A 25120-nucleotide genomic window follows, 5' to 3' on the forward strand; every position below is an offset into this window, starting at 1 on the left:
CACCAGGGCCGGGGCCCCGATCCGAAACCAGGAGACACCTCTTGAGCACCGACACCACCACCGTCACCACCGACGAGACGATCCGCTACACCGCCGACGTCGTCCTGCTCGCCGCCGGGCACGTCCTGCTGATCGAGCGGGGCTGGGACCCGTTCAAGGGCAGCTGGGCGCTGCCCGGCGGCCATGTGGACAAGGGAGAGACCAGCCTGGCCGCAGGGTCGCGAGAGCTTGAGGAAGAGACAGGCATCAGCGTCCCGGCCGCCGACCTGCGGCAGGTGGGCGCCTACGACGCTCCCGGCCGTGACCCGCGCGGCCGCTACGTCAGCGTCGCCTACACCGCCACCCTGCCCGCGCTGGTCGAGCCGACGGCCGGGGACGACGCCACCGCTGCCCGCTGGTGGCCCCTGGCCGCCCTCCCGGACCTCGCGTTCGACCACGCCGAGATCGTCGCGGAGGCCGTGAAGCGCTGACCCCTCCGCGCGCACGCGGCGTTCCTCCGTGCCGCCCCGGCCTTCCCGGCCGGGGCGGTCGCGGTGTTCCGCCACGACCAGCGATGGAAGGAGATGGGCGTCATGCCGCTTCGCTACTTCGAGGTTGACGTCCCGATCAAGCACAACGACCAGCCAGGGCAGCGCATCCACATCTTCGTCGGCTTGGCCGACGACCCCCTCGCTGCCTGCGACGCCGCGCACGACGCGTACGACAAGGCGCGGCTGCTGCACCAGGCCGGACAGGAGATCCCGCACGAGTTCGTCAGCGGTTGGGGTGCCCGGGGGTTGCGGCCCGACTGGGACCTCGACTGGAACAAGGCGACGGCCGCGCCCTGGGTGAACCCCCACGGCCTGTTCGGCACGCGCCGCACGTTCTGAATCCGCCCCGGGACGGCCGCCAAAGGCCGGAAAACCAGTCGGCCGCCCCGGGCCACCCATCCCGTACAAGACGAGAGGGAGAGACCAGTATGGCCTCCACCGTGCGCGTACAGGCCCCTTCGGGAAATCGCGCCCTGTTCATCACCACACTCGCCGTGCCGCTGACCGGCTGGACCGTGCACGCGCTCGCGCTGCACCGCAAGCTCGCCGCCGCCCGCCGCGACCCGCTCACCGGGCTGCTCGGACGCGACGGCTACACGGCCAAGGCCCGGCAGATCACCGACCGGTACGGCGACGCCGCCCTGGTCGTCCTGGTGGACCTGGACCACTTCAAGGCCATCAACGACGGACCCGGCGGGCACGCCGCCGGCGACCGCGTCCTGGCCGCGACCGCGACCCGGCTCACCGCCTGGGCGGGCAGCCGCGGGGCGGTCGGCAGGCTCGGAGGGGACGAGTTCGCCGTCGCGGTCCGGATCGGCCCGGCCCGCCGCGAGCTCCGTCTCGCCCAGCTCACGCAGCTGCTCGCGCAGCCCGTCGAGGTCGAGGACGGCGTCCTGGTCGACGTCGCCGCCTCGGTCGGCGCGGCCTGTCCCGACGTCCTTGGCACGACGGACCTGTCCGTGCTCCAGCGGGCCGCTGACGCCGCGATGTACGCGGGCAAGCACACCGGCCGCGCGGTCCTCGCCGGACCGCAGCACGCCACGGTGCCCTCCATCAACGGCCGCCGCGCCGGACGGCCGGGCACCCACACCCTGGGGCGGGCCGCATGAGCGAGACCATCACCGCCGACCCGGGCACCTGGATCCGGGGCATCACGATCCGCCAGCCCTGGACGACGTGCATCCTCGCCGGGAAGGACGTGGAGAACCGTCCGGCCCCCTGGTCCTGGCGCGGCCTGGTGCTGCTGCACGCCGGTCAGGCCACCGAACGGGGCCCGATGCGCGACCCGCTGGTCGCCACCGCGATCCGCGGCCGCGCCCTGCCCACCCGGGCCGTCATCGGCGTCGCCCGCCTCACCGACTGCCACCAGGACGCCGCCGGCACCGCCCCGTGCTCGAAGTGGGCGCAGGCCGACGCGTTCCACCTGGTCCTCGCCGACGTCCAGGAGCTCGCGCTTCCCATCCCGTGGCTGCGCGGACAGCTCGGGCCGTGGCGCCCGCCGCAGGACCTCGTGGACCAGGTCCTCCTCCAGCTCCCCCACCTCGCTCCGGAGGGCACCTCATGAACGGCAACCGCACCGGCGTCGCCAACCCGCCGGCCATGGTCCTCGCCGACGACCGGATCCCCTTCCCCGACACCGACCAGGCCCTGCGCTGCCGTACGAGCCCGGATCTGTTCGCGATCGAGGACATCCACAACACCGACGAAGACCCCCGCGCCCGCGAGAAGGCGCTCGTCAAGGTCAAGCACGCCTGCTCCGGCTGCCCGATCGTCAAGGACTGCCTGAAGTGGGCGCTGGCCAACCCCGGCCTGACCAAGACCGGGGTATGGGCGGCGACCACCGCCCGGGAGCGCACGCAGCTGCGCAAGCAGCTCGTGGCGCGGCTCGGGGAGGACTGGGTCGGCGTGGTCGCCGAACAGGACCGGCTCCGCAGGGAGCGGCAGCGCGCGGCGCGCGTCGTGCCGCCGACCGCCCGCGACATCGCCCTCGCCCGCCTGGAGCTGGAGTCCATCCCCACCCGGCCCGCACCGTACAACCGCTGGAAGGAACCGATCACCCCCGCACAGGCGGCGTCCAACCTGCGAGTGCTGGCCCTGGTCGCCAGCGGCAAGGCCGCGTGATGTTCACCGACTGGACCGAGGCCCTCGAAGCCGAGTCGCTGCCCCTGGACCCGAACCCGGCGCAGCAGCTCGCCGCCGCGGCCCGGGTCGCCGCCCGCAGCTCCCGCGACAAGGACGACATGGCGTTGCTCCTGGACGTCCTCGGGCTGCCCACCGACACCGACACCCTCACCGCCCTGCTCCCCCTCATCCCGGAAACTGGAGACGCACCCACCATGACGAACATCCCCACCGCGGCCCCGGCCCTCTCCGCGTTCGGGGCCATGGCGATCTCGATGCACAACAACGGCGACTGCGAGCAGGCGATCCGCGAGGCCACCGGCCTGAGCGAGACCGAGCTCAGCGACCTCATCGCCAACCAGGTCCTCGGACTGCCCCGCCAGGCCACCGCCCCGGCCGCCATCGACGTCCCCGTCGTCGCGCTGCCCGTCCCCAACGCGCTCCAGGAGCTGATCGACTGGGCGGCCGCGCACCCGGCCGCCGGAGTCCGCAGCCGCGCCGCCCGCATCACCGCCGACCTCTGCGAGCTGTCCGAGCGCCGCGACAGCGAGGCCGCCCAGCGCGAGGCGGAAGAGAAGGTCGCCAAGGCCAAGGCCGAACTGGAGAAGGCGCAGGAGGAGCTGCGCACCGTGAAGGCCGGCACCCGCACCACCACCACGGCGGCCGCCGCGCCCACCCCGATCCGGGCGGGCCTGGGCAGCGGTCGCAGCCGGGAGGAGCTCGCCGCCATCAGGACGTGGGCGCGCGCCAACGGCCACCAGGTCGCCGACGCGGGCATGGTGCCCAAGCGGGTCCTGGCGGCGTACGACGACGCGCACCAGGCGCCGGTCCGGAAGGCCGGCTGACCGTGGCCGACGACGCGATAGCCCTGGACGGATTCCTGGACGAGGAGACCGTGCCCGGCGACCTGCACGGGTCGACGGCGCGGTTCCGCCTCACCGTCTCCCCGACGGACGAGCGCGCGGACGAGATGATCCTGCCCTGCAGCGTCACCGACTCCGAGCTGGCGCACGCGGTCATCCACGACCTGGTCCCCGGCGACAAGCTCCGCGTCACCGGCTACCTCCGGCTGCCTCGCACGCCGGACGAGCCGATGTGGCTGGCCGTCAGCACGCTCGCTGTGCTGGAGACCGCGCCGGAGCTGTCCGACCCGGCCGCCGTCGCCACGGCCGTCATCGAGCGCTACGGCCCGTACGTCTGCTACTTCGACGCCGACACCACCGACGTGGAGGTGTTCACCGAGGACGGCGCATGGGTCGGCACCGCGCCCGAGCCGAACGGGATCGGCGAACTGCTCGAAGCCTTCGAGCAGCGCCAGGCCGCCGGCGGCGAGTAGCGGAGCCGCTGTGCCCATCCGTCCCGAGAACCTGCACCGCTATCCGCGCGACTGGAACGAGATCAGCGCGCGGATCCGGTTCGAGCGGGCAGGCGGCCGCTGCGAGTGCACGGGCCACTGTGGCCTGACGCACCCGGGCGGCCGCTGCCCCGCCGTCCATGAGGAGATCCACCCCGACACCGGGTCCGTGGTCGGCCTCACCACCGCCCACCTCAACCACACCCCGGAAGACGTGCGAGAGATCAACTTGCTCGCCGCCTGCCAGCTCTGCCACCTCCGGATTGATCACGGGCACCACCGGGTCACCCGCTCGATCACCCTCGCCGCCCGCGCGGCCGCCGCCGGACAGCTCGGACTCCTCCCCGACACCGCGCTCGTCCGCACCGAGCCGCCCACCCCGCCACGCCCCACCCGGGTCCGCGCCCCCGCGGCCGCGCTCCACCAGCTGCCCTTCCCCGAACCCGAACAGGAGAAGAAGCCCATGGCTCGCATCAGCGTGAGGATCACCCCGCTCCACCCCGACGGCACCGAATGCACCCACGCCGTCCGTCCCTCCGGCAAGCCCCGCGACGCCGACTCCGGCTGCACCGGCCGCCGCAACTACGCCGTGGTGTGCAGCTCCTGCGGCCCGGTCGGCGAGCCGCACGGCCTGCGCGTCCTTGCCGAACCGGCGCAGAGCGCGCACCGCGACAGCCACAAGGCCGCCCTCGCCCCGGCCTCCCGCTGACCCCACCCGCTCCGGCCGCCGGGACCACCACGGTCCCGGCGACCCCGTCGAATGTGAGGGCCGATGCCCACCACCGTCTTCGACCAGTTCACCCGCCGCACCGCCGACGTCACCGCCCAGCTCACCACCCTCGGCATCCCGCTCACCGCGCCGGCCCCGCCGCCCGCCGACCTCAACCCGGCCGACCCGTGGGCCAGCAACTACGCGGTGCCGGTCGACCGCTCCAGCCTCGCGTGGTGCACCGCCGTGACGATGCTCGCCGACCACCACCACACCGGCATCGACCGCCAGGTCCTCGCCGCCGACGCCCTGCTGCGCGAGCTCGGGGTCCGCGGCCTCGCCCAGCTCCACTCCGACCTCCACGCGGGCGCTCGCATCGACTACCGCTTCACCCGCTGCCCGTACTGCTCCGGCATCGGCGAGGACCCCACCCAGCCGACCTGTGGCGAAGTCGGCTGCGCGTCGTGGCTTGAGTTCGCCGGACACGACCACGTGTGCCCGGTCTGCCGCGGCGACGACTACCAGCCCCAGTGGTTCGCCGAAGAGCAGATGACCGAGCTCGAGGAACTGCTCGCCGACGCCATCGAGGAGCGCGAGGAGCGCGCCTCCCTCCGCTACCGGATCCGGGCGCGGTTGTACCGCCGGACGGTGCGCTCGTGACGGCCCGCGTGGTCGACGGCAGGCCCTGGACCGGACGCATGCGCACCGCGGCGCTCCGGCGGGGCCTGGTCCAGCCTGCCGAGTTCTCCACGTGGGCCGGTGCTCGCCGATATCACGAGCGGCACGGCCGGGACCGCCAGGTGCTGGAGAAGCTGCGGGCCTCGATCCCCAAGGACGGGATCCGGGAGCCGCTCCTGCTAGGCGTCCGCGCAGCCGACCGGCTCGTCTTCGTCTTCGAGGGGCACCACCGGGCCGTCATCGCCCTCGAACTGGGGGTGCGCTCCTTCCCCTTCCGGTGGTTCTGGGACCCGGACGTCCAGGTCGTGGAGCACGAGCCGTTCCCGCACCACGCCTTGGGGCCGGACGGGCAGGAGTGGCTGTGCCACCAGGAGGCGCGCTCATGACCGCCCGCTTCCGCAGATGCGGACACGGCAGCGGCCCGATGCACCCCGGCGACCAGAAGGCCGTCGCGGAGTTCACCGCCATGCTCGCCGCCCGTCAGCGGCCGGCCCCCTGGACCGGCCGCGGTGACGCCGCCGTACGCATCGGGGAGCGCGGCCTGGAGCGCGGACGCCCGCTCCACGAGCAGCCGGCCGACACCGACCCCGTCGCCCTGGTCCTCATCCACCCCGACACCGAGACCGCCCTCACCGGCACCCTTCACTGCGCCAGGGCGCGAATCCACGGCGCGTGGACCGGGCCCTATCGTCTCCTCACCCACGCCCTCGCCGGGCGGGACCTCCCGGGCGACATCGACCTGAGTACCTGAGCACGCGAAGCGGCCCTCGCCGTCCCGGACTTCGATCCGGGCGGCGGGGGCCGCTTTTTGCGTTCCTGGGGACTGCCTGACGCGCCAAGGTGTCCCGGCCGGGACACTTCAGGACGCTGCGGAAGTGTCCCGGCCGGGACACTTTCTGAGCGTCGTCAGCCCGACTGCGGCTGCTCGGTGTCCTCCAGGTGCTCCAGCTCCGCAAGGATGTCGCGTGCCAGAAGGCGGGCAAATTCGGGGTCGGACCGTACCGCGGTACGTACCGACTCCCGGTCGTAGCGACCAGCCTGGAAACGGACGACGGGGACGCGCTCACTCCCCGACTTGCCAGGCTGACGATCGTCGTCGTCCGGCTCCTCTGCGACAGTCAGCTCCAGCGAGTCACGTGCCTTGAGCAGCGTCTTGCGATCCGTGGCGCCCATCTTCGTCGCCACCTCCCACACCCGACGGCAACGAGCCGCATCATGCTGGCGCAGCACCGGCGCCAGGACGTCCACCTGCTCTGTCGTCAGCTGCCCAGGGTTAAGCGAGCGGAGCGCGTCAGCGACCGGCTCCTCATTGACCATGCGATACGACTGGCTCTTGGAAATGCCTACGTGACGGCACCACGGATTGAAACCGCGGAACGGCTTGTCGGTCGCCGGGTCCAGCTTGTCCTGCCAGGACTTGGTCCGGTGCGCGAGGCGTACGGCCGGCCCGGCGTAGCGGAACAGCGTCTCGTTGCCGTAGTGCTCTATGGCCTTCTGGACCGTGAGGGCCGCGTCGATACGCAACTCACACGCCTGAATGATGGCCGCCGGGTCCGCGTCATCGGCCGGCAGTTCTGCATCGAGCGTCGTACGGATCTGCTGGGGGAGCTGGAAGAGGAGCTTGTCCGGCGCGGGAGCCGTCGCCTTCTTCTCGGGCTGCTTCGAGGGCCCCTGCGCAGTGCTCCGGTTGCCGACGTCCTGGGCACCCACGTTCAGTGCCATTACGCCGTCACCTCGTTCTTCGGCGCCTTCTGCTTCGGGGTCTTCTTGGCCAGCTGAGAGCGGAGCTTCGCCAGCTCGTCCTGGAGCCGGTCGGTGCTGTGAAGGGACAGCTCGTTGGCCAGGGCCATGAAGTCCGAGCGGGCCTGCAGCGCCACCTGGTTGGTCTTGTACTGCGTGCAGACCTGCCCGTTGGCCGACGCGTTGGTGTGGACGCGGTAGCGCCGGATTACGGTCTTGGCGACTGGCCACCCGTTGTCAGCGCAGAAGCTGCGGGTGTCGTCGACGTAGACCTCACCCTCCTGGGGCGGCCAGTTGTTGATGACGACGGTGTAGTCCTTGCCGTACGGCTTGAGTACCAGCTCGATCGTGCGCCAGGTGGCGTTGAACGACTGCGGCTCAGTGATCATCGGCACGACAACGTGGGTGGCCTGGTCGAGGATCGCCCGGAGCATGTCGCCCAGCGGCTCCTCCGACAGCGGGTCCATGCCAGCCTCCACCTGCTCCGGCTTCAGCGGGATGAAGCCGGGGGTGTCGACGTACACGTACCGGTACGGCCAGTCCTTGAGGTCGTTGATCGCCTCCATGTCGTGGGCGATGTTGATGACGTCGAAGGGCTGATCGGCCATGCGGTTCGCCCACCAGAGAGCATCCGACTGGGGGTCCCAGACCGCCACCGCCACCTGCGCGTCACCGTTCTCGTCACGGCCGTACGCCTGAGCATTTATGGCGGCGAGGTTCATCCCGATGAGGGTCTTGCCGACCCCGCCCTTCTGAGCGAACTGCACGCGGACTTCTGCCACGTCGCATCCTTCCGTTTGTTTCCCCACCCGCCGAAGCGTCCGGGTACTGCGGAGCGCCGCCCGCATGGGTTCACCGCTCATCTGGAGCAGCTACTGCGGACGACGGGAACACTCTGTCACGGGGCCCCGCGAGCGCCGAAGAAGAACACCCGGAAGTGTCCCGGCCGGGACACCTGTGTGCTCAGAAAGTGTCCCGGCCGGGACACTTCCCGGCGGGCGACGCAGAGGGCCGGCTTCCCCAATTCGGGAAGCCGGCCCTCGGACGCGATGGTGCCGCCGGTCCGTCAGAAGCCGGGCGGCCGCTGCGTCAGTCCTGGAACTCGCGGCTCTTCACGCCGTAGAAGGTGGGCTTCGCGGGCCGGACCTCGGACTGCTCCATGCTGTCGGCGAGCGGGGCGAAGGTCTCGCTGCGCCGTACGACATCGAGGAACTTGCCCAGCGCTTCCTTGTCCTCCCACAGCGCCGACGCGGTGCTGATGATCAACGACTTCAGGTGCTCCGACTCGGTTACGGCCTCGGTTGCTGCCACGCGGTTCCCCTCCTGATGCTCGGAACGATCAGCCAACCAACTGCCGACCTACGCCCGCAAGACGGCCTTCGGCCAGGGGCCGGTCCAGGATGCTGTGGGTCCCGATCCGGTGCCACACGATGTGGGGGAGCCCGGCGACCACCGTCCGGCCGTACGACCACGTCGCGCGCCCGTCCGGCGCCCAGGTGAGCTCGTAGACGCCCGGCGCGCAGCGCACCCCCTTGATGCGTAAGCCGGGGCGGAACTGGCGGCCGGTGCGCAGGTCGGGAACGAAGGCGTCCAGGACGACGCGACGGAAGCGCCGGCGCTGGGCGGGGGTGAGGTGCTGGAGGTCGGCGGTGAAGCGGGGGAGTGTCTCGAAGGTGGGCACGGTGGGTTCCTCCGGGCAGCACGACGAAGCCCCCGACGGATGCCGGGGGCTGCTGTAGGCGGTGCTTCCTTGGCGGTGCGTCTTCCTTGGCGCGTGGTGATGCTCAGTGGTGCTTGTTGGTGTCGTTCGGGTCGTGGTGCGCGTGCTGCCGGAGAGCGATGACATTCGCGTCCGGCCCGGCGCCGCTTCCCGCCCGGCGGGCACCTGAGAAGAAAGTTCAGCCGCTGCTCCCGCCTGGCGGGACGTGTTGCTGATCGGCCTTTTCTTGCAGGTCAGCGCCGTGTGGCGTGGTCTGTATGACAGTCGACATCAGGGTGATCCGGGCCGGTCAGATGTACCGCTACTACCTGCGCGAGACCGTTGTCGGCGACGGCCGCCGCCCGGCCCGCACGCCGCTGCACGCCGCCCAGGAGCAGGCCGGAGTCCCGGCCGGGCGCTGGATGGGCCGCGGCCTTGCCGTGCTTGGACTCGCGCCGGGTGAGGAGGTCACCGAGGCGCAGCTGCGGAACCTGTTCGGCGAGCGGGGCCGCCACCCGTACGCGGACCGGATCGAGGCCGACCGGCTCGCCGCAGGCGACTCCCCGAAGAAGGCGTATCGGGCCGGCGCCCTCGGACGCCGGGTCACGGTGACGGGTGTCGACTTCGTGTTCCGGCCGCAGCCGACGATCTACCTCCTGTGGGCGTTCGGGGATGACGAGACGCGGCGGGTGATCGAGGCCGCGCACGAGCGGGCGATCGAGTGGGTGCTGGAGTGGATCGAGGACGAGGTCGCGGTGATCCGGTACGGCAAAGACGGCATCTACCGGGTGCGGCCGCCCGGCGGTCTGGTCGCCGCCCGCTTCCGCCACTACGAGGCGCGTTCCGGACGACCACTGCTCCATGACCATCTGATGGTGTCGGTGAAGGGGCAGCGCCTGGACGGGAAGTGGGGCTCGATCCACACCACGGCCCTGCACGAGAACACGGTCGCGGCGTCCGCGCTCTACAACGAGCTGGTCGCCTCCGAGGTCTGCGAGGCGCTGGGGCTGGCGACCGAGCCGCGCACCGTCACCCCGGGACGCCGCCCCGTGATGGAGATCGCCGGGGTGCCGCACGAGCTGATCCGCTGGACCTCCCGGCGCAGCGACCAGATCGCCGCCTGCCTGACCGAGCTGGAGCACGAGTACGTCACCGCCGTCGACGACGACGGCGAGCCGCTGTTCCTGCCTGTGGTCTCCGAGCGGGCCCGCGCCAAGCTGAACGCCATCGCCGCCCGCAAGACCCGCCCGCCCAAGCAGTCGGCCCGGCCGCTCGCGCAGCTGCGCGCGTGGTGGAAGGCGAGCGCGATCCTCACCTCCGGTGTCGCCGCCGACGTCATCACCTCTCTCCTCGAGTACGCCCGTGCCGCAGCCGCCGCGATCCGGGCCCGGGTCGCCGCCGTGGTCGACATCGCCCTGGCGGCCGTCGACGTCGCCGCGACCGTGTTCGTGATGAACGACGGCGGCCGCTTCCACCGCCGCCACCTGCTCGCCGAAGCCCGCCGCCACCTCGCGTTCGTCCTGCGCGGCCGCCGCCGCGACCCCGGCCTGGACGACCAAGTCGTGGCCGCCGCCATCTCCACCCACTGCCTGGACATCAGCGAGCCGAAGACCGTGCGCGGCCTGGAGGCCGGCTATCGCCTCTACACCGCCCGGTGGGCCCTGTCCGACCTCCCCGCCCGGCGCCGATCTCCGACCGCCGCGCCCGACCCGGACCGGCACCCCCCGGCCGACCCCGGCGAGCCGGCGGCGCCCCGGCCGCCGGGCCAGGACGTGGGGGAGTGGGAGATCCCCCGCATCCCGCTCCAGTACGACCGTGCCGTCCTCGCCAGAGCGGTGGTGCGGGAGAAGCTGCACACCACCGCGGCCGCCGCCGTGCGGGGCCGGGTGTACGACGTCGTCGCCCACCAGCAGGCGGCGATGCCCGAGCAGCTGCTCGCGCCCGAGCCGGCCGACCCCGAGCACGACGACCAGGAGCAGAAGCCCGGCCGCCGCGAGGCGCTGGACATGACGGCGCTGCGGGCCCTGCGGGAATCCCGCACGGACGTCGAAGCCCTCGATGTCACCGCCGAACGCCTGCGCCACCTCCAGGACGCGTTCAGCGAGGCGGCCGACCGGGCCCACTCCACGATGGATCGCTACACGCGCCGCGACGACACCGAGCCGCCGCACCCGGTGCGCCGGGACGATCAGCAGGCGCACCACCCGCAGGATCCGGGACCGCACCGCGGCCGGGAGGCCGGCCACTGAGTGGACCCGATGGTGCGCACCCGGTGCGGTGGTGCGCACCGACGACGCCCGGCTCCACTCCACTGAGTGGAGTCCACCGTCCGGGAGTGGACGCCATCGATGGGAGTGGGGCCGCGCATCCACCCGGTGCGTTTCTCCTTGACCTCGGCTCAGGTCAAGGAGAAACGCACCGCCTCCACCCGGGCCCACTTCACCGCACCACTGTCCACCCGGTGCGCACCACTCCCGCGCGCCGGCCGCACCGGTGCGCGCACCGCCCACCGAGTGGAGCGCACCGGATGGGCCCGCCACCGCGCCAGTGCGCACCGGGTGGGTGCGCTCCACCGCACCCGGTGCGCATCGACGTGGCTACGGGCGCGCGGTCATGGACTGCACGGCGCGGGCCCACTCCAGGTGTTCGTCGCGCATGGTCTCCAGGGTGGCTCGGGTGTCTCCGTGGTCGTCGGGGTCGGGGATGACATTCTCGACGAAGCGGATGATGCTGCGGGCGATGCCCAGCACGGCCGTGGTGGGGGAGTCACGCGTCCAGTCCCGCAGGGCGGACAGCAAGATGCATCCGACCTCGTCCAGGGCGAAGGAGTCCGCGTGTGGCTCCCCGTCGCCCAGGACTCCCGTGACGGGGAAGACGATGTTCTCGGCGAGTCGCAGCAGCAGGAAGGCCAGCTCTGGAGAGGCCGGCGTGCGGCTGGAGACGTAGTTCCCGCCGCCCATCTGGAGCGTCAGGAGGTAGTCGAAGCCCTGCTCCACCTGGTCGGGCGTCAGCGGCGTGCGGGACGGTGTCGGCGTACTTCTGTGAGTGCTCCACCAAGTACAGGCATACGTGCGCCAGTTGTTAGGCCGCGTGGTCCTGTTCCCGTTCGATGGCGGCGAGCCGGTTCTTGAGCCGGTAGCTGGGGCCGTTGATGGAGACGACACCGCAGTGGTGCAGGAGACGGTCGAGGATGGCGGTGGCCAGGACCTCATCGCCGAAGAACTCTCCCCACTCGCTGAACGCCTTGTTCGAGGTGAGGATGATCGAGCCCCGCTCGTATCGCTTGGAGATCACCTGAAAGACCAGGTTGGCCTCGTCGCGGTTGAGGGGTTGGTAGCCCCACCTCGTCCAGCACGAGAACTGCGGGCCGCAGATAGCTGCCGAGCTTGCTGGTCAGCCGCCCCGCCGCCTCGGCAGCCTTGAGATTGCGGACCATGTCGTCGAGGCTGGTGAAGTAGATCGAGTAGCCGGCCCGGCAGGCCGCGACCGCCAAGGCAACGGCGATATGCGTCTTGCCCACTCCGGGCGGCCCGAGCAGGGCCGCGTTGGCCTTGGCCTCGACGAAGGAGAGAGTGGCGAGGTCTTTGACCTTGCGCGGGTCGAGCTCGGGCTGGAAGGAGAAGTCGTAGTCCTCAAGGGTTTTGTGGTGCGGCAGCTTCGAGGTCCGCAGGCCGGTGCGGAAGCGGCGGTCCTCACGGACGGCGAGTTCTTCGGACAGGACCAGGTCGATGAAGTCGAGGTAGCCGAGTTTGGCCTCGTCGGCCCGCTGCGCGTACTGGGCCAGGGTCTCGGCCAGGTGGGGCAGGCCCAGCTTGCCGGCCGTGTTGCGGATGCGGGTGGAGACCAGCTCGCTCAAGACGTTTCCTCCGTGCTCGGGTGGGTGGTGAAGGGGCGGGTGCCGGTCAACTCGTCATAGACCGACAGCGGTCGGCGGCCGACCTCGACCTGGGTGGCCGCGGACCGGTTCAGCAACGCCATCAGCGCCCCCGTCCCGGGACCCTGGCCTCCCTTCCGGTGGGCTGCGGGCAGTTCTCCGCCTGCTGTGACGCGGCGTCCGGCCCCCGTGGGAAGGCCGTTCCAGTGCGTCTCGTCCACGACCCGGGCACCGCGGCCCACCGCCCGAGGATGCGTGGCCAGCAGGGTCTCGCCCCGGTGGTCAGTGGCGGTGGAATACAGGCTGACCTGGGACTTCGTAGCTCGGATCTCGACCAGCTGGCGGGGACGGACCCGCAGGGCCGGCACCGAGTAGAGGTTCGCCTCGAACGCGACGAGGCAGTCCTTGCCGACGTAGCGCAGATACCGCTGGGCCACGACATAAGGAATCTGCGGCAGCGGACGGAGGGCCATGTGGTCGCGGACCGCCCGCAGGCCGATGACCTCGCCGTGGGTGCCGTGGACCTTCGCCCGCCGCAGCGGAACCCACGCGGTGAACGCGGAGTTCATCTCCTCGGTCGAGGAGAAGGCCCGCCCGGCCAGCACATGATCACGGACGATCAGCACTTGCCGCTCGACCCGGCCCTTCCCGGTGGGCCGGTAGGCAGCCAGGACGTCAGGATCGAAGTCGTAGTGCCCGGCGAACGCGACCGCCTCCGGATGCAGCGGAACGGCCTCACCAGGGGCGACATGACGGCGGACCACGGTCTTGGTGCGGTCGTAGACGATCGACATCGGCACCCCGCCGAAGTGCGCGAACGCCTGCCGGTGGCAGTCGAAGAACGTCGCCAGGTCCTGGCTCGTGGTGAAGCAGCAGAACGGATCACGCGAGTAGGACAAAGTCATGTGGAAGGAGTAGACCTTCGGGATCCCCACATGGGCGAGAATCTTGCCCTCGTCACCCCAGTCCACCTGGGCCTGGGCCCCGGGAACCACCTCGAACCGGCGGTGCAGCCCGGCCAGTTGCCCCGGGCTGATACCCAGCTCCTCCGCGATCCGCGGCCGGGCCTCCTGCAAATACATCTTCACGCGCTGGTAGTTGATCGCGAACCCGTACTCCGCCACCAGGCGCTCGTGGACCACCGCCCCCTTCAGGAGGATCTCGGCCCGCAGCATCGCGTCGATCAGCGGCGCGACCTCGTCCACCGCCCGCCGACGCGGCTGACCGTTCGCCGCCCGTTTCGGAGGCGCGACCGGCGTCCCGCCCGACAGGTACTTGGCGACCGTGCGCCGGTTCAGCCCGGTCTCCTTCGCGATCTCCCGCAGACTCAACGCGCCGGACTCGTACAGACCACGAAAACGCCGCAACTCCAGCCAGCGATGCGGATCCAAGACCACCTTCGCCGCCCTCCGCCGTCCCCGAACAAGACGACAGCAGACTCCCGGACCCCACCCCTCACCGCATCAACTTTGGTGCACTCTCATCCGTACGAGGTGGTGCACGTCCACTTGTACGCCGACAGACGGGAACGGGTACAGCATCAAGCTCTCCTCACGATGGCCGCCGCGCGACTCGCGGCGTGCTCATCGCATGGTTGGCGGGCGGGCCTGTGGACAGAGACCAGAGATTTCTCCCCGCTCAAGAAAAACCGGCAAATCGGGGCTGCAAGGGCCAAACCGGGCCCCCTTGTCCAGGGTGGTCGGCCCGACCGCGAACCCGACCCTGACCCCTTGTCCACCTCTGCTACCGCCCGCCCATGGCCGCGTTTCTCCTTGACCTGGCCACGGTTAGACCGCGGACAAGGGGGTCCCCTGCACGCTGCTCCTTCACCCCGACCACCCCGGCCGGGGCAGCGAAGGAGACGAGACGATGGCGACCACCCACCCGAGGGCCGGACAGCGGCACCGCTCGGGCCGATCACACCGGAAGGCCGGCCCGTGGCGGGCAAGCCCAAGGGGGCTCCCTGGGTGCCCACTTCGAAGGCCCCTCGGGAACCCCCTTTGGTGCCCGGCACCCGGGGCCGGAGGAAAACCCCTTGTCAGGGCCGCAATCGGCGCGAAAACTGCGCCGTCACAACCCTCTTATCTACTCCTAATGTCCGTAGTGGAGGAGATCATCGGGTTCCGGGAGGGGGGCCGGACGCCCTCCCAGGCCGGGCGCGGCCAGCAGCGCCGGTCGGCCGGCGGCCGGTCGCGGACAACGAGGGAGCAGAGCTGATGGCGGGGAAGCGGAAGAACAACCCGGCGGGGTCGACGAACAGCTACCGCGGCGACGTGCTGCGCGTGCTCGGAGCGCTGAAGGTCGCCACGGCCGATCAGAGCGTGTTTTTGAACTCTGGCCGTGAGGTGCGTGCGGCTGGATGATCTGGGTTGTGGCGTCTGGTGGGGTGGGCCGGCGGTACTGCCAGGAGTGTGGTGATCTGCTTGTGTCGTCGATGGCGGCGGAGGCGATGTTCTGCTCGGGTCGGTGCAGGTCGAGGCGGTGGCGGAGACTTCGGCGGGCTCGGCAGCGGGTGGCGTTGATGCAGCGTGGCGATCAGGCCGAGTGCCCGGTGTGCGGCCGGTCTTGGACGGTGGGGGTCGAGCGGTCACGGTCGGCGGTCTACTGCTCGTCGCGGTGCCGGGTCCGTGCCTGCCGTCAGCGGCAGGCGTCGCGCGACGGTGTTTCGGAAACGCCGTAGGCGAACGGCACGCTGGCACCGCAGTTCACAGCCGTTCTCCACGGTCTTTCAGGGCGGGCGGCTGGTGCTTCGAGCGCCCCCGGTTCACGCTCTGCCCCGTCATGTCGGGTCCGCGTCACGGTGGAAGCCGGCCTGGGCCGGACCCCTCATACAGCCGCCGCGGGGTGGTTGACCCGGCCCCGGGTGGGATGGTGATCATCGTGTCAGACCGGATCGGCAACGTCACTCGAACTCGTTACGAACAGCTCGTCGCCGAGGCCCGCGATCTGATCAACCAGATAGCGAAGGCCCAGTTCGCGCTGGGTGACAAGGCCCTGGAGATCGAGCCGATGAGGCCGGTGGGCGGGTCGATGCCCAACGGCACCGATGACCTGTTCACCGTCGAGGAGTCCTTGCAGATTTTCGCCGACGACATCGGCGTCGCGCGCTCGACGGTCGAGGACTGGCGGTGGACCGCCTCACGCTGGCCCAAGGCCAAGCGCAGGGATGGTGTGTCGTTCACCGTTCACAAGATCCTGGCCTCGATCCAGGACGAGGACGAGCGGTGGGCGGCGATCGAGGACGCCCCTTTCAACTCGCGCACGGGCAAGCGGCAGTGGACACCGGACGCGGCGAAACGGCTGGTCGGGCAGCGGGTCGACCGGCCGGTGACGGTCGAGGAAAAGGTCCAGGCCGTCACCGATCTGACCCGCGACGAGGAGGTTGCCTCCCGGGTGACCGTCGACCTGCTGTCGCGGCCGGCCGCCGCCGCCCAGATCACCCCCGACGACCGCGTCCGTGTGGTGCGCGAACTCACCCGGGACGACAACGTCGCCAAGCAAATCACCACCGACCTGCTGAAACGTCCCGTCGTCGCCAGGGAGACGATGCGGGACGACACCGCCCGCTTCCTGGTCAACCGGGCCCAGTTCGACAACTCCGCACAGGCCCGCGAGACGATCCGCGACCGCACCCCGGCCGTCCGCAAGATCGAGCACACCATCGAATACCTCGACCTGGTCGGCTCCTGCCACCAGTTCGTCGCCACCCTCGGCCGCCTGGTCCCCAGGATGCGGGGCCAGGAGTTCACCGAGGACGAGCGCGAGACCGTCCGCCGCGGCATCTCCAAGGTCCGGGCCGCGGCCGACTGGCTCGAAGCCGCGGTCGACAACGGCGAGTTCACCCTGGACGAGCAGCTGGCCCAGCTCCTCAAGGGCGAGTAGGCCATGCCCCGCCGCCGGGAAGCCCGGCCGCTGGACGAACAGTACGGCGACCTGGTCCGCGCCGCCCTGATGGAAGCCCGCCCCGCCGGCCTGAACACCCGCCAGCTCATCACCGCCACCAGCCTGACAAAGTCGCAGGTCGAACGCGGTATCCGGCACCTTCGGGATGTCGGGGCGGCCGAACACCTCACCCCGATCATCTGGCGCCGCCGGGACGGCTACCTCTTCTCCGACGAGCCCGCTGACTGGATCGAGTACGAGAAGAAGCAATTCCGGCAGATCCTCGGCCGGCTCACCCGGATGATCACCGGCACGCTGGACCCCCATCTGGTCCGCTATCCCGACGACGAATGGGCCCAGCTGGCATCCGCCCAGCTCACGGGCGTCCGCGCGACCCTGGCCCAGCTCACCAAATAGCACCCGACCACCCCCTGCCGAGCCCTCCATGCCCGACGTTCCCCGCTGCCGCCGCAGCCGCTACCCCTCCGACACCACCGCCGCCGAGTGGGGTCTGATCGAGCCGCTGCTGCCCGTTCCGGCCTGCCAGACCAAGACCGGCGGACACCCGGAGAAATGGCACCGGCGCGACATCGTGGACGCGATCCGCTACATCGTCGACAACGGCGGCAAATGGAGGGCCCTGCCCATCGATTTCCCGCCCTGGCAGACCGTTTACGGGTTCTTCTGGCGGTGGAACCGGGCCGGGGTGGTCGCCTTCATCCGCGAACAGCTCAGGCGCCGCATTCGCACCGGCCTGGGCCGCTGCCCGCACCCGGTGACGCTGATCGTCGACTCCCAGAGCGTGAAGGCCGCCTCCACCGTCAGCAAGAAGACCCGCGGCTACGACGCGGGGAAAAAGATCAACGGCCGCAAGAGACACATCGCGGTCGACACGATCGGACTCCCCGTGATGATCACGGTGACACCCGCCGACATGACCGACCGGGACGCAGCCCGCGAACTGCTCTGGCGCCTGCGGCTCACCCAGCCGCAGATCACCCAGATCTGGGCCGACTCCGCCTATGCCGGACAGCTCGTGACCTGGGCCGACGACCGCCTCTGGCTCACCCTGCGGACCGTCGCACGGCCCAAGGGAGCCAAGGGCTTCGTCGTCGTCCCCCGCCGCTGGAAAGTCGAGCGCACCATCGGCTGGCTGATGAACGCCCGCCGCAACGTCCGCGACTACGAACGCCTGCCCCAGCACTCCGAAGCCCACCTGAACTGGTCACTCATCACCGTAATGACCAAGCGCCTGACCAGAAGAAGGCCCACTCCGACCTGGTCCAGAAGGACTTTCAGCTGAGGGACAGCTGTCTTTTCCTGCTCAGTCGAAACACGTCATGCAAGTAATAAGAGGAACAAAATCGGTAAGCTTAGTTTTTTTTGGAAGGACGTCTGCGCCGCCGCACTGGTTAAGTGGTGAGCCGATCGGGAGGCCGGCGAGATTGCCGCTCGCCGTGCCCGTTCCGTGACGGGTAGCTCCGTCCGCGCGCGTTGCCGTGTTCTGGTTGGCGCAACTCGTTCCGAACGCAGGCGACAGGAAGTCGCCGACACCGCCGGCCGAGGCAGTACCGGCCCCGACCATGCCCGTGCCTACCGTGATGCTGGTCAGCGCCACCGCCGCGAGAGTCCTACTCGTAGTGATCACAACTGGCGAACGACATGTCCCGCACGGAAGTAACGCATGAGTTCCGGGCCAGGGGTCACCAACACGCGCTCGGGGCCAGAGGAGGCTGGGCACCTGCCTGGTGCAAACCCAGCAGCAGTGGAGGCATCAGCGAACCCGGCAGCCAGATCTCCGACCCAGAGTTCGAAAACAAATTTTCTGAAGAAGCGCTCGTGTGCCCATTCAGTAGTCCGCTCAGCCGGGGTGCGCGGCTGCTGCAAATCCAGAAGATCGGGAAGTCGCAGGTAACAAGCGTAAGGCGTCTCCATGTAAGCGACAATGATGGGAGGCCGCCATCGATGCTGCTCTCGCTTGCCCGGTGCGCCGTCACGTCACCTGATCGGCCTCCGGGGCAGCTTCACTACCGCCAGCCTCCCTGTGCGTCCAGCGTGGAACCGAAACACCGGCGTTGAGGAGTAAGCCTGCCGCCCGGCGTGTTGGTGCTCTCACGCCGGGCGATCATCCTGCCATTCGTTAGGCGTCGCGACGGTTCGTGGACAAAGGTCCGCTCCCACGGCGGCAGCATGCGACTTGCCGGCAGCGGCGACTGGTTCGTCCACTCCAGGCCTACGTGGCAACGACCTTCGACGGGTCGGTCGTGCCATGGCCTGGCGCGCGGGAGTCGATGTGCCCGAAGGCCGGGTCGCTGGTGCTGTGCTGTCCTGTCTCGACATGCCCGCACAGGCGGTGGCGGAAGCCCGGCAGGTCCTCACTGGTGACGGTGAGGTCATACCAGTGGTGCTGATCGGCCAAGGGCGCGGCAAGGGTCACCGGCCGGCCCGCGGGCACTCGCCGGTGGACGGTGCGGTCCTGGTAGGCATCGGTGACGGCAATGCGCACGGTGTCGCTGCCGTGGTTGACGAACTCGAGCACCAGGCCGTGCTCACCGCTGCGTGCCGTGACGTGCAGGGTGTACTGGTGTGCCGGTTGGGTGAACTGCCGGAAGAAGCCGTTGGGGCCGTGGACGGTCATGTTGTATCCGTCCTCCAACGGCCAGCTGTCGGTGAGCTGGGTGTGCTCGGCCAGGGTGTAGGTCCACGGCCCGTAGGCGCCGCTGTGGGAGGCCACGTGGAAGACCGCTCCGGTGCCCCCGTCGTTGCGGAAGTCGATGTGGAGCCGGCCGTCCTCTACCCGTGCGTCCGCGCCCACGTCGTAGGGCAGGGCACGAGCTCGGCGCAGCCCCTTTTCCTGCTCCGGCAGTTGCGTGTCGTCGGGCTGTGGGTAGTGGACCGGCCTCTCCTCACAACGAGGGGGGCGGTAGCCGCGGGTGCTGGGCAACGGCGGCATGTCATTGTTGCGCTGCGTGAAGTCGAACGCCGAGGTGAGATCACCGCACACCGCGCGCCGCCACTTGGTGATCTGCTCCTCCCGCACACCGAAGCGGCGCTCGATGAAACGGATCAGCGAGGTGTGGTCGAAGACCTCGGAGCACACCCAGCCGCCTCGGCTCCACGGGGAGGCGACGAAGGTGGGAACACGCGGTCCGAGCCCGTAGGGGCCCGGCTCGCCGTCGGGCCCGTGGTAGTGCTCCTCGGCAACACTCACGGTGGACTTGCCCTGCCGGGCGTTCTCCGGCGGGTAGGGCGGCGGGACGTGGTCGAAGAACCCGCCGTTCTCGTCGTAGGTGATGATCAGCGCCGTCTTGCTCCATACCCGCGGATCCGCGGTCAGGGCGTCGATGACGCCGGCGACGTACCAGGCGCCGTAGTTGGCCGGATAGAAGGGGTGCTCGTTGAAGATCTCAGGTGCCGCGATCCAGGACACCTGCGGCAGGGTGCCCTGCTTCACGTCCCTGCGCAGGATGGAGAACAGTCCGTCGATGTCGGGCATCCCGTTCTCTTCCCGCGTGACGATCTGCGTGCCGGTTCGGGCCTTGTCATAAAGAGGGCTTCCGGGCTTGGCCTGCTGGTAGTTTTTGAAGTGCAGCAGGGAGTTGTCGCCGTAGTTGCCGATGCAGGCGTTGCCCTCCACCCAGCCCCACGCGTGCTCGCGGGTCAGTCCCAGGCCGATGTCCTGGTAGATCTTCCACGACACCCCTTGCCGCTGGAGCCGCTCGGGATAGGTGGGCCAGTTGCGTGCCGGGCTGGTCGCGGCGACGAAGTTCTCGACGATGGGGCCGCCACCGCGCCCGCGGTCGTCGACGCAGCCGGTCCACATGTAGTACCGGTTCGGGTCGGTCCATCCGTTGAGGGAGCAGTGGTAGGCGTCGCAGATGGTGAAGGTGTTGGCCAGTTGGTGATGGAAGGGCACGTCCTCGCGGGCGAAGCGGGTCATGGTCGGGTAGCCCTTGTGCTTGACCCACCCGTCGTTCCTGCCGCCGTTCCAGGCCCGGTGACCGGTGTTCCAGTCGTGGGGGATGTCATCGAAGCACGTCAGGCCCAGGGAGCGCCCGTCGACCGGGGCCGGCCGGTAGGGCAGGACGACTCCGTCGTTGCCTTCCTGCCGCCACACAGGGGCACCGCTGGGCAGCGTCCAGGGGCGCGGGTCACCGAAACCTCGGACACCTCGCAGGGTGCCCAGGTAGTGGTCGAAGGAGCGGTTCTCTTGCATGAGGATGACGATGTGCTCGACGTCCTCCACCGTGCCCGTGCGGTAGTGCGGATCGATTTCCGCAGCCCGGGCGATGCTGCTGCCCAGCACCGACAAGGCCGCAGTACCACCCATCCACTTGAGGAAGTCACGACGCCCGTGATCAATCAACGATTCGCACCTTTGCATGTGATCTGGCCAGCTTCAGCCCGTTCCTAGCGCACAGCGGACAGGCTCCGCCCTTCGCGACTCGCCCCTTTCACTCGCACGGCCGCCTACTGCATCCCACATATGCGCAAGTCAGATGCGCCACGTTGACAGGTCGTACCTCGCCGCAGCCCGGCAACTTGGTGAGTGGCACGCCTCTTGTTGCCGGTTCTGTCGCCTGTGTCTCTGTGGTGAGGTACATCCGGGGGTCGGCATATGGAGGGTGCTCCTTGTGCTCCTTATGCGCCGGTGCGCTCCTTCGAGGACGGGGGAATCGGACAGAGGGAAGTGGATGGGGCGGTATGACGGGTGGTGAGCATGCGGCACAGGGGACCAACAACGCACAAGAGCACGGACGGTGGTGCGTCGCCGGAGGGGACGGTGTCGGGTGGTGCACAGGGTGTCGTGCGGCAGGCGTTGGCCGAGGTGGTCGTTGTTCTGCCGGAGGCGGTGCGTTCGGTGGCGGAGTATCACCTCGCCATCGGTAAGTCTGCGCATGACATGCGTGCTTGTGCCGGCAAGGGCACGAGACCGGCGGTGGTGCTGGCGTGCGCCCGCGCGGTGGGCGGCTGTGAGATGGATGCCGTGCCGGGGGCTGTGGCGGTGGAGCTGGTGCATGGCTTCTCGCTGTTGCACGACGACATCATGGACGGTGACCGGATGCGTCGCCATCGTCCGGCGGCGTGGGTGAGGTTCGGGGTGCCGGCGGCTTTGCTGGCCGGGGATGCGCTGCTGGCCCAGGCCGTGCGGGTGCTTGAGCGAACTGGCTCTCAGCGGGCGGTGTCGGTGCTCGCCGACGGCTTGGACGATCTGATGCACGGCCAGGCCATGGACTTGGCCTTCGAGCGGCGTGAGTGGGTGACGCGTGAGGAGTACCTGGCGATGGCGCAAGCCAAGACGGGGGCTCTTATGGGTGCGGCCTGTGCGCTGGGCGCGGTGCTGGCCGGGGCTCCTGAAGCGACGGTGAGGACGCTGGAGCAGTTCGGGCGGCGAGCCGGCACCGCGTTTCAATGTGTCGATGACGTGCTCGGACTGTGGGGAGACCCGCAGCAGACCGGCAAACCGGCGGGTGGGGACGTGGTGCGCGGGAAGAAGACCTATCCGCTCGTCGCTGTTCTGGGCGATGCCACTCCTGCGGCGCGCCGCATCCATGCTCTGTTGCAGCGTCCGGGTGCCTGGCCACCGCATCGGGTGGCCGTACTGGTTGGGGCTGTGGAGGAAGCCGGAGGCCGCGCGGCGGCCCTGAGGGAAGCCGCCGAGCAACTGCGGTGCGCACTGCACTGCCTGGACCAGGCCGAGCTGGCCCAGGAGGCGAAGGCGGAACTGGCGGCACTGGCCCAGACGATGGTGCGCCGCCGCAGATGATTGCGTTCCTGCAACTCACACACACCGCTCAGATACAAGAAAGGGGACGAGTATGGAGGACACCAACCAGCCCGAACAGGACCAACCCCCGCCGCAGATGTCTGATGAGCGGCGGCCACCGGCGTCAACTGCGGCTGCACCGCAGAGCACGGGTGGACGGCTGGCGCGGACCGAGCGATCCGCAAGGGCACGTCCTGCGGGATTGCACGCAGGACGTGCCCCGGGCGCACTGCCGGTGCTGGGACATCTGCCGCAGCTCATGACCGATCCGTGGGCGTTCTTGCGCCGGTTGCCGGAACACGGCGATCTCGTCACCGTCATGATCGGCCCCGAACCGGTGCACATGCTATGCGACCCTCTTCTACTCCACCACGTCCTCGTCGACGACCGCCGCTTCGACAAGGGCGGCCCGCTGTTCGACAAAGCACGCGAAGTACTCGGAGACGGCCTGGCCACCTGCCCGCACGCCGCCCACCGGCGCCTGCGCCGCCTGGTGCAGCCCGCCTTCCACCCTTCCCGGATGCCGGGTTATGCGCAGATGATGGGGCAGCAGATCACCGAAGTGACCAGTACCTGGCACGACGGGCAGGTCATCGACGTCCACGGACAGATGCACGCCATTGCCGCCGGAGTGGCGACCACGACGATGTTCTCCACACGCATCGATCCTCGTCAGGTAGCAGCGACCCGCCGCAGCGTGCAGATCGCCATGAGCGGCATCTACCGCCGGCTCCTGACCCCCGACGGCCTGCAGCGGCTGCCCCTGCCCGCCAACCGCAGCTACGACAAGGCCCGCCTGCTGCTCCACCGCACCGTCGAGGACCTGGTCGCCCGAGCCATGGACCAGACCGACACCGATCACGGTGATCTGCTGTCCACCTTGCTGGCCGCCGGTGACCGCCCAGACGGCTTGTCCCGCATAGAGATCACCGAACAGGTGGTCACCTTCTTCGTCAGCGGAGTCACCAGCATCACCAGCGCCCTCGCCTGGACCCTGCATCTGCTCACTCGGCACCCCGAGCGCGCCGAGCAGATCTACCAGGAGGCCGACCAGGTCCTCACCGGTCGCAGCGCCGCCGCGGATGACTGGCCGAGGCTGGAGCGCACCCGCCGCTTCGTCACCGAGACGATGCGCCTGTACCCACCCGGATGGATCTTCACCCGGAAGGTCACAGAAGAGGCCCACCTCGCCGGACGCACCCTCCCGGCAGGCTCGACCCTGGCCTTCAGCCCCTACCTCCTGCATCACCGCCCCGACCTCTTCCCGCACCCCGAGCAGTTCGACCCCGACCGGTTCAGCCCTGAGCGCACGGCCCACATCCCGCCCCACGCCTATGTGCCCTTCGGGGCCGGGCCGCGCAAATGCATTGGCGAGACATTCACCCTGATGCAGTCGACTCTGGCCCTGGCCACCATCGCCGCCCGTTGGCGCCTGCACCCCATCCCCGGGCAGCGGGTCCGACCCGCCATCCGCGCCACCCTCGTGCCCCGCAAACTGCACCTGCGCCTCGAAACCCGCCTGTGACGAGCCCGCTGCTCCACCACCCGGCGGAAAGGCCAACCCATGGACGACAACCTCAACGCCGCGGCTTCGTCCACAGCGACCCTGCCGATGCCCACGCTGCACCGGCGATACCCGCTGCGTCGAAGCACCCACTACGACGCGGCCCTGGCCGACGAAGTCGACACCTGGTTCCTGTCATATGGTCTGCTGACAAGCAGCCGGCAGCAAGAGCATTACCGCAGCACCAACCACACCTATCTGGCATCGGTGTGCTGGCCTTGCGCAGACCGGCGCACCCTGGCAGACCTGGCCCGCCTGGCCGCAGCCCTCATGGCCCGGGACCACGCCATCGACTCAACCTCCCACCGCCAGGCCCTCAGCACCACCCACCACTTCCTGCAAGACGCCGAACACCACTTCACCCCCCATCCCGGCCGCAACGGCCCCTGGACGCCGCTGTTCGCCGACCTCTGGCAGCGCATCGCCACCCACCAGCCAGAGCGGTTCATGAACCGCCTCGCCGCAGCCATCGCCACCTACCTCCGCGGATGCCTCACCCGACACCGGATGATCGTCGGCCGCGCGCAGCCCACCGACCTGCACACCTACCTGAAGGTGCGGCGATACACGATTGCCCAGCACATCGACCACCTTCTCACCGAGATGAGCCTGCGCATCGAACTGCACCACGCCACCCTCACGCATCCGCTGATGCGACGTCTCCACGACGCAGACATCAAACGCACCATCCTCGTCCAGGACCTGCTCTCCGCTTCACGAGAGCTCGCTGCCGGAGAAACGGAGAACGTCATCGCGGTCCTGGCCGCAGAGCACAACTGCACCCCTTCCCAGGCCCTGCCGCACGCCATCAGTCTGTTCGAACAGGCAATGGACGCCTACGACACCACCCACCGACAGATACTGGACACGCACCTGGCCCGCCATGGCGCCACCCGGGCCTACCTGAACGCCCTCAACGACTTCAACAGCGGCTTGATCGAGTGGACCACTCATTCCCCCCGCTACAGCGGCAATGCCTGCCCCCGATGGACAACGCCCGACGAGATCGTCCATCCCACCACGCGGGCCGCCGAATCGTGACCACCAGACACGGTGCGATCGAAGCGCCACTCCAGGGGGCAGTCTCGTCGCGAACGCTCGTGGACAAAAGCCCGCATCCGCGGGGAGTCCGGTTACACCGTTCAACCCGCTACCGGGAGACGTTCCGACAGGAGGGAGACCCGAAGAAGTCCTCGGCCGTC

The 25120-nt window shown here is 69.7% G+C and carries 27 protein-coding genes and 1 pseudogene; 19 read left to right on the forward strand and 9 right to left on the reverse strand.

Annotated features, from left to right (window positions below):
- Positions 1-41 precede the first annotated feature (41 nt).
- From ABZ404_RS36025 to ABZ404_RS36075, 11 genes are all read left to right on the forward strand, one after another.
- On the forward strand, positions 42-470 hold the full coding sequence (locus tag ABZ404_RS36025; protein ID WP_358832326.1) for an NUDIX hydrolase: 429 nt from the start codon (positions 42-44) through the stop codon (positions 468-470).
- A gap of 102 nt (positions 471-572) precedes the next feature.
- Positions 573-869 carry a hypothetical protein gene (locus tag ABZ404_RS36030; protein WP_358832325.1) on the forward strand — a complete coding sequence of 99 codons (297 nt, stop codon included), beginning with the start codon at positions 573-575 and terminating at the stop codon, positions 867-869.
- 89 nt (positions 870-958) lie between these two features.
- On the forward strand, positions 959-1639 hold the full coding sequence (locus ABZ404_RS36035; protein WP_358832324.1) for a GGDEF domain-containing protein: 681 nt from the start codon (positions 959-961) through the stop codon (positions 1637-1639).
- A complete protein-coding gene (locus ABZ404_RS36040) occupies positions 1636-2094 on the forward strand; it encodes a hypothetical protein (RefSeq protein ID WP_358832323.1) in 459 nt (152 codons plus the stop codon). The genes ABZ404_RS36035 and ABZ404_RS36040 overlap by 4 nt, the downstream gene beginning before the upstream one ends.
- Positions 2091-2651: a WhiB family transcriptional regulator gene (locus tag ABZ404_RS36045; protein WP_358832322.1), complete on the forward strand. Its 561-nt coding sequence runs from the start codon at positions 2091-2093 to the stop codon at positions 2649-2651. The genes ABZ404_RS36040 and ABZ404_RS36045 overlap by 4 nt, the downstream gene beginning before the upstream one ends.
- The gene (locus tag ABZ404_RS36050; RefSeq protein WP_358832321.1) at positions 2651-3496 is read left to right on the forward strand and encodes a histone-like nucleoid-structuring protein Lsr2; all 846 of its coding nucleotides are present in this window, start codon (positions 2651-2653) and stop codon (positions 3494-3496) included. The genes ABZ404_RS36045 and ABZ404_RS36050 overlap by 1 nt, the downstream gene beginning before the upstream one ends.
- 2 nt (positions 3497-3498) lie before the next feature.
- Positions 3499-3987 (forward strand): hypothetical protein, encoded by a 489-nt coding sequence (locus ABZ404_RS36055; RefSeq protein WP_358832320.1) that lies wholly within the window; start codon positions 3499-3501, stop codon positions 3985-3987.
- Positions 3988-3997: 10 nt separating this feature from the next.
- Positions 3998-4714: a hypothetical protein gene (locus ABZ404_RS36060; RefSeq protein WP_358832319.1), complete on the forward strand. Its 717-nt coding sequence runs from the start codon at positions 3998-4000 to the stop codon at positions 4712-4714.
- A gap of 63 nt (positions 4715-4777) precedes the next feature.
- Positions 4778-5374, forward strand: a complete 597-nt coding sequence (locus ABZ404_RS36065) for a hypothetical protein (RefSeq protein ID WP_358832819.1) — start codon at positions 4778-4780, stop codon at positions 5372-5374.
- Complete coding sequence (locus ABZ404_RS36070) at positions 5371-5778, forward strand: ParB N-terminal domain-containing protein (protein ID WP_358832818.1); 408 nt, start codon at positions 5371-5373, stop codon at positions 5776-5778. The genes ABZ404_RS36065 and ABZ404_RS36070 overlap by 4 nt, the downstream gene beginning before the upstream one ends.
- A complete protein-coding gene (locus ABZ404_RS36075) occupies positions 5775-6143 on the forward strand; it encodes a hypothetical protein (RefSeq protein WP_358832817.1) in 369 nt (122 codons plus the stop codon). The genes ABZ404_RS36070 and ABZ404_RS36075 overlap by 4 nt, the downstream gene beginning before the upstream one ends.
- Before the next feature lie 155 nt (positions 6144-6298).
- On the opposite strand, the gene ABZ404_RS36080 is transcribed toward ABZ404_RS36075, so the two are convergent.
- From ABZ404_RS36080 to ABZ404_RS36095, 4 genes are all read right to left on the reverse strand, one after another.
- The gene (locus ABZ404_RS36080; RefSeq protein ID WP_358832816.1) at positions 6299-7114 is read right to left on the reverse strand and encodes a hypothetical protein; all 816 of its coding nucleotides are present in this window, start codon (positions 7112-7114) and stop codon (positions 6299-6301) included.
- Positions 7114-7914 carry a ParA family protein gene (locus tag ABZ404_RS36085; protein WP_358832815.1) on the reverse strand — a complete coding sequence of 267 codons (801 nt, stop codon included), beginning with the start codon at positions 7912-7914 and terminating at the stop codon, positions 7114-7116. Before ABZ404_RS36085 ends, ABZ404_RS36080 begins: the two co-directional genes overlap by 1 nt.
- Before the next feature lie 307 nt (positions 7915-8221).
- Entirely contained in the window at positions 8222-8443 is a 222-nt protein-coding gene (locus tag ABZ404_RS36090) for a hypothetical protein (RefSeq protein ID WP_358832814.1), read from the reverse strand.
- 28 nt (positions 8444-8471) lie between these two features.
- Complete coding sequence (locus tag ABZ404_RS36095; RefSeq protein WP_358832813.1) at positions 8472-8813, reverse strand: hypothetical protein; 342 nt, start codon at positions 8811-8813, stop codon at positions 8472-8474.
- A 296-nt stretch (positions 8814-9109) separates the two neighbouring features.
- Between ABZ404_RS36095 and mobF the strand changes: the two genes are divergently transcribed.
- Positions 9110-11080 carry a MobF family relaxase gene (gene mobF / locus ABZ404_RS36100; protein WP_358832812.1) on the forward strand — a complete coding sequence of 657 codons (1971 nt, stop codon included), beginning with the start codon at positions 9110-9112 and terminating at the stop codon, positions 11078-11080.
- Between the two features lie 348 nt (positions 11081-11428).
- On the opposite strand, the gene ABZ404_RS36105 is transcribed toward mobF, so the two are convergent.
- The 3 genes and pseudogenes from ABZ404_RS36105 to istA all read right to left on the reverse strand — a co-directional run bounded on the left by ABZ404_RS36105 (position 11429) and on the right by istA (position 14102).
- Positions 11429-11827: a hypothetical protein gene (locus tag ABZ404_RS36105; RefSeq protein WP_358832811.1), complete on the reverse strand. Its 399-nt coding sequence runs from the start codon at positions 11825-11827 to the stop codon at positions 11429-11431.
- Positions 11828-11912: 85 nt separating this feature from the next.
- Positions 11913-12687 (reverse strand): annotated as a pseudogene (istB, locus tag ABZ404_RS36110) (IS21-like element helper ATPase IstB).
- Positions 12684-14102 carry an IS21 family transposase gene (gene istA, locus ABZ404_RS36115; protein WP_358832810.1) on the reverse strand — a complete coding sequence of 473 codons (1419 nt, stop codon included), beginning with the start codon at positions 14100-14102 and terminating at the stop codon, positions 12684-12686. Before istA ends, istB begins: the two are co-directional and overlap by 4 nt.
- A gap of 819 nt (positions 14103-14921) precedes the next feature.
- On the opposite strand from istA, the gene ABZ404_RS36120 reads away from it, so the two are divergent.
- From ABZ404_RS36120 to ABZ404_RS36135, 4 genes are all read left to right on the forward strand, one after another.
- The gene (locus ABZ404_RS36120) at positions 14922-15068 is read left to right on the forward strand and encodes a hypothetical protein (protein ID WP_358832809.1); all 147 of its coding nucleotides are present in this window, start codon (positions 14922-14924) and stop codon (positions 15066-15068) included.
- A 517-nt stretch (positions 15069-15585) separates the two neighbouring features.
- On the forward strand, positions 15586-16587 hold the full coding sequence (locus ABZ404_RS36125; RefSeq protein WP_358832808.1) for a DUF6192 family protein: 1002 nt from the start codon (positions 15586-15588) through the stop codon (positions 16585-16587).
- A gap of 3 nt (positions 16588-16590) precedes the next feature.
- On the forward strand, positions 16591-17004 hold the full coding sequence (locus tag ABZ404_RS36130; protein WP_358832807.1) for a hypothetical protein: 414 nt from the start codon (positions 16591-16593) through the stop codon (positions 17002-17004).
- Between the two features lie 28 nt (positions 17005-17032).
- The gene (locus ABZ404_RS36135) at positions 17033-17890 is read left to right on the forward strand and encodes an IS5 family transposase (RefSeq protein ID WP_358832806.1); all 858 of its coding nucleotides are present in this window, start codon (positions 17033-17035) and stop codon (positions 17888-17890) included.
- Positions 17891-17911: 21 nt separating this feature from the next.
- On the opposite strand, the gene ABZ404_RS36140 is transcribed toward ABZ404_RS36135, so the two are convergent.
- Together ABZ404_RS36140 and ABZ404_RS36145 are read right to left on the reverse strand one after the other, a co-directional pair.
- The gene (locus tag ABZ404_RS36140) at positions 17912-18205 is read right to left on the reverse strand and encodes a chaplin family protein (RefSeq protein ID WP_358832805.1); all 294 of its coding nucleotides are present in this window, start codon (positions 18203-18205) and stop codon (positions 17912-17914) included.
- A gap of 615 nt (positions 18206-18820) precedes the next feature.
- Positions 18821-20971 (reverse strand): phosphocholine-specific phospholipase C, encoded by a 2151-nt coding sequence (locus tag ABZ404_RS36145; RefSeq protein WP_358832804.1) that lies wholly within the window; start codon positions 20969-20971, stop codon positions 18821-18823.
- 423 nt (positions 20972-21394) lie between these two features.
- Here ABZ404_RS36145 and ABZ404_RS36150 point away from each other — a divergent pair, with 423 nt between their 5' ends.
- Genes ABZ404_RS36150 through ABZ404_RS36160 form a run of 3 tightly spaced genes read left to right on the forward strand, consistent with a single transcriptional unit; the run spans position 21395 to position 24959 of the window.
- Entirely contained in the window at positions 21395-22354 is a 960-nt protein-coding gene (locus tag ABZ404_RS36150; RefSeq protein ID WP_358832803.1) for a polyprenyl synthetase family protein, read from the forward strand.
- A gap of 52 nt (positions 22355-22406) precedes the next feature.
- Positions 22407-23879 carry a cytochrome P450 gene (locus tag ABZ404_RS36155; protein WP_358832802.1) on the forward strand — a complete coding sequence of 491 codons (1473 nt, stop codon included), beginning with the start codon at positions 22407-22409 and terminating at the stop codon, positions 23877-23879.
- Positions 23880-23918: 39 nt separating this feature from the next.
- Positions 23919-24959, forward strand: coding sequence for a hypothetical protein (locus ABZ404_RS36160; protein ID WP_358832801.1), 1041 nt, complete (start codon positions 23919-23921; stop codon positions 24957-24959).
- Positions 24960-25120 lie beyond the last annotated feature (161 nt).

It is taken from the genome of Streptomyces sp. NPDC005878 (genome assembly GCF_040629815.1).
In the GTDB taxonomy this organism is placed as follows: domain Bacteria; phylum Actinomycetota; class Actinomycetes; order Streptomycetales; family Streptomycetaceae; genus Streptomyces.

Excerpts from the sequence above, each read along its gene's own strand:
- ABZ404_RS36155 (WP_358832802.1), top strand. The coding sequence starts at position 22,407 with ATGGAGGACACCAACCAGCCCGAACAGGACCAACCCCCGCCGCAGATG.
- ABZ404_RS36035 (WP_358832324.1), top strand. The coding sequence starts at position 959 with ATGGCCTCCACCGTGCGCGTACAGGCCCCTTCGGGAAATCGCGCCCTG.
- ABZ404_RS36135 (WP_358832806.1), top strand. The coding sequence starts at position 17,033 with ATGCCCGACGTTCCCCGCTGCCGCCGCAGCCGCTACCCCTCCGACACC.
- ABZ404_RS36130 (WP_358832807.1), top strand. The coding sequence starts at position 16,591 with ATGCCCCGCCGCCGGGAAGCCCGGCCGCTGGACGAACAGTACGGCGAC.
- ABZ404_RS36040 (WP_358832323.1), top strand. The coding sequence starts at position 1,636 with ATGAGCGAGACCATCACCGCCGACCCGGGCACCTGGATCCGGGGCATC.
- ABZ404_RS36030 (WP_358832325.1), top strand. The coding sequence starts at position 573 with ATGCCGCTTCGCTACTTCGAGGTTGACGTCCCGATCAAGCACAACGAC.
- ABZ404_RS36145 (WP_358832804.1), bottom strand. The coding sequence starts at position 20,971 with ATGCAAAGGTGCGAATCGTTGATTGATCACGGGCGTCGTGACTTCCTC.
- ABZ404_RS36075 (WP_358832817.1), top strand. The coding sequence starts at position 5,775 with ATGACCGCCCGCTTCCGCAGATGCGGACACGGCAGCGGCCCGATGCAC.
- ABZ404_RS36120 (WP_358832809.1), top strand. The coding sequence starts at position 14,922 with ATGGCGGGGAAGCGGAAGAACAACCCGGCGGGGTCGACGAACAGCTAC.
- ABZ404_RS36050 (WP_358832321.1), top strand. The coding sequence starts at position 2,651 with ATGTTCACCGACTGGACCGAGGCCCTCGAAGCCGAGTCGCTGCCCCTG.
- ABZ404_RS36160 (WP_358832801.1), top strand. The coding sequence starts at position 23,919 with ATGGACGACAACCTCAACGCCGCGGCTTCGTCCACAGCGACCCTGCCG.
- ABZ404_RS36045 (WP_358832322.1), top strand. The coding sequence starts at position 2,091 with ATGAACGGCAACCGCACCGGCGTCGCCAACCCGCCGGCCATGGTCCTC.
- ABZ404_RS36065 (WP_358832819.1), top strand. The coding sequence starts at position 4,778 with ATGCCCACCACCGTCTTCGACCAGTTCACCCGCCGCACCGCCGACGTC.
- ABZ404_RS36080 (WP_358832816.1), bottom strand. The coding sequence starts at position 7,114 with ATGGCACTGAACGTGGGTGCCCAGGACGTCGGCAACCGGAGCACTGCG.
- mobF (WP_358832812.1), top strand. The coding sequence starts at position 9,110 with ATGACAGTCGACATCAGGGTGATCCGGGCCGGTCAGATGTACCGCTAC.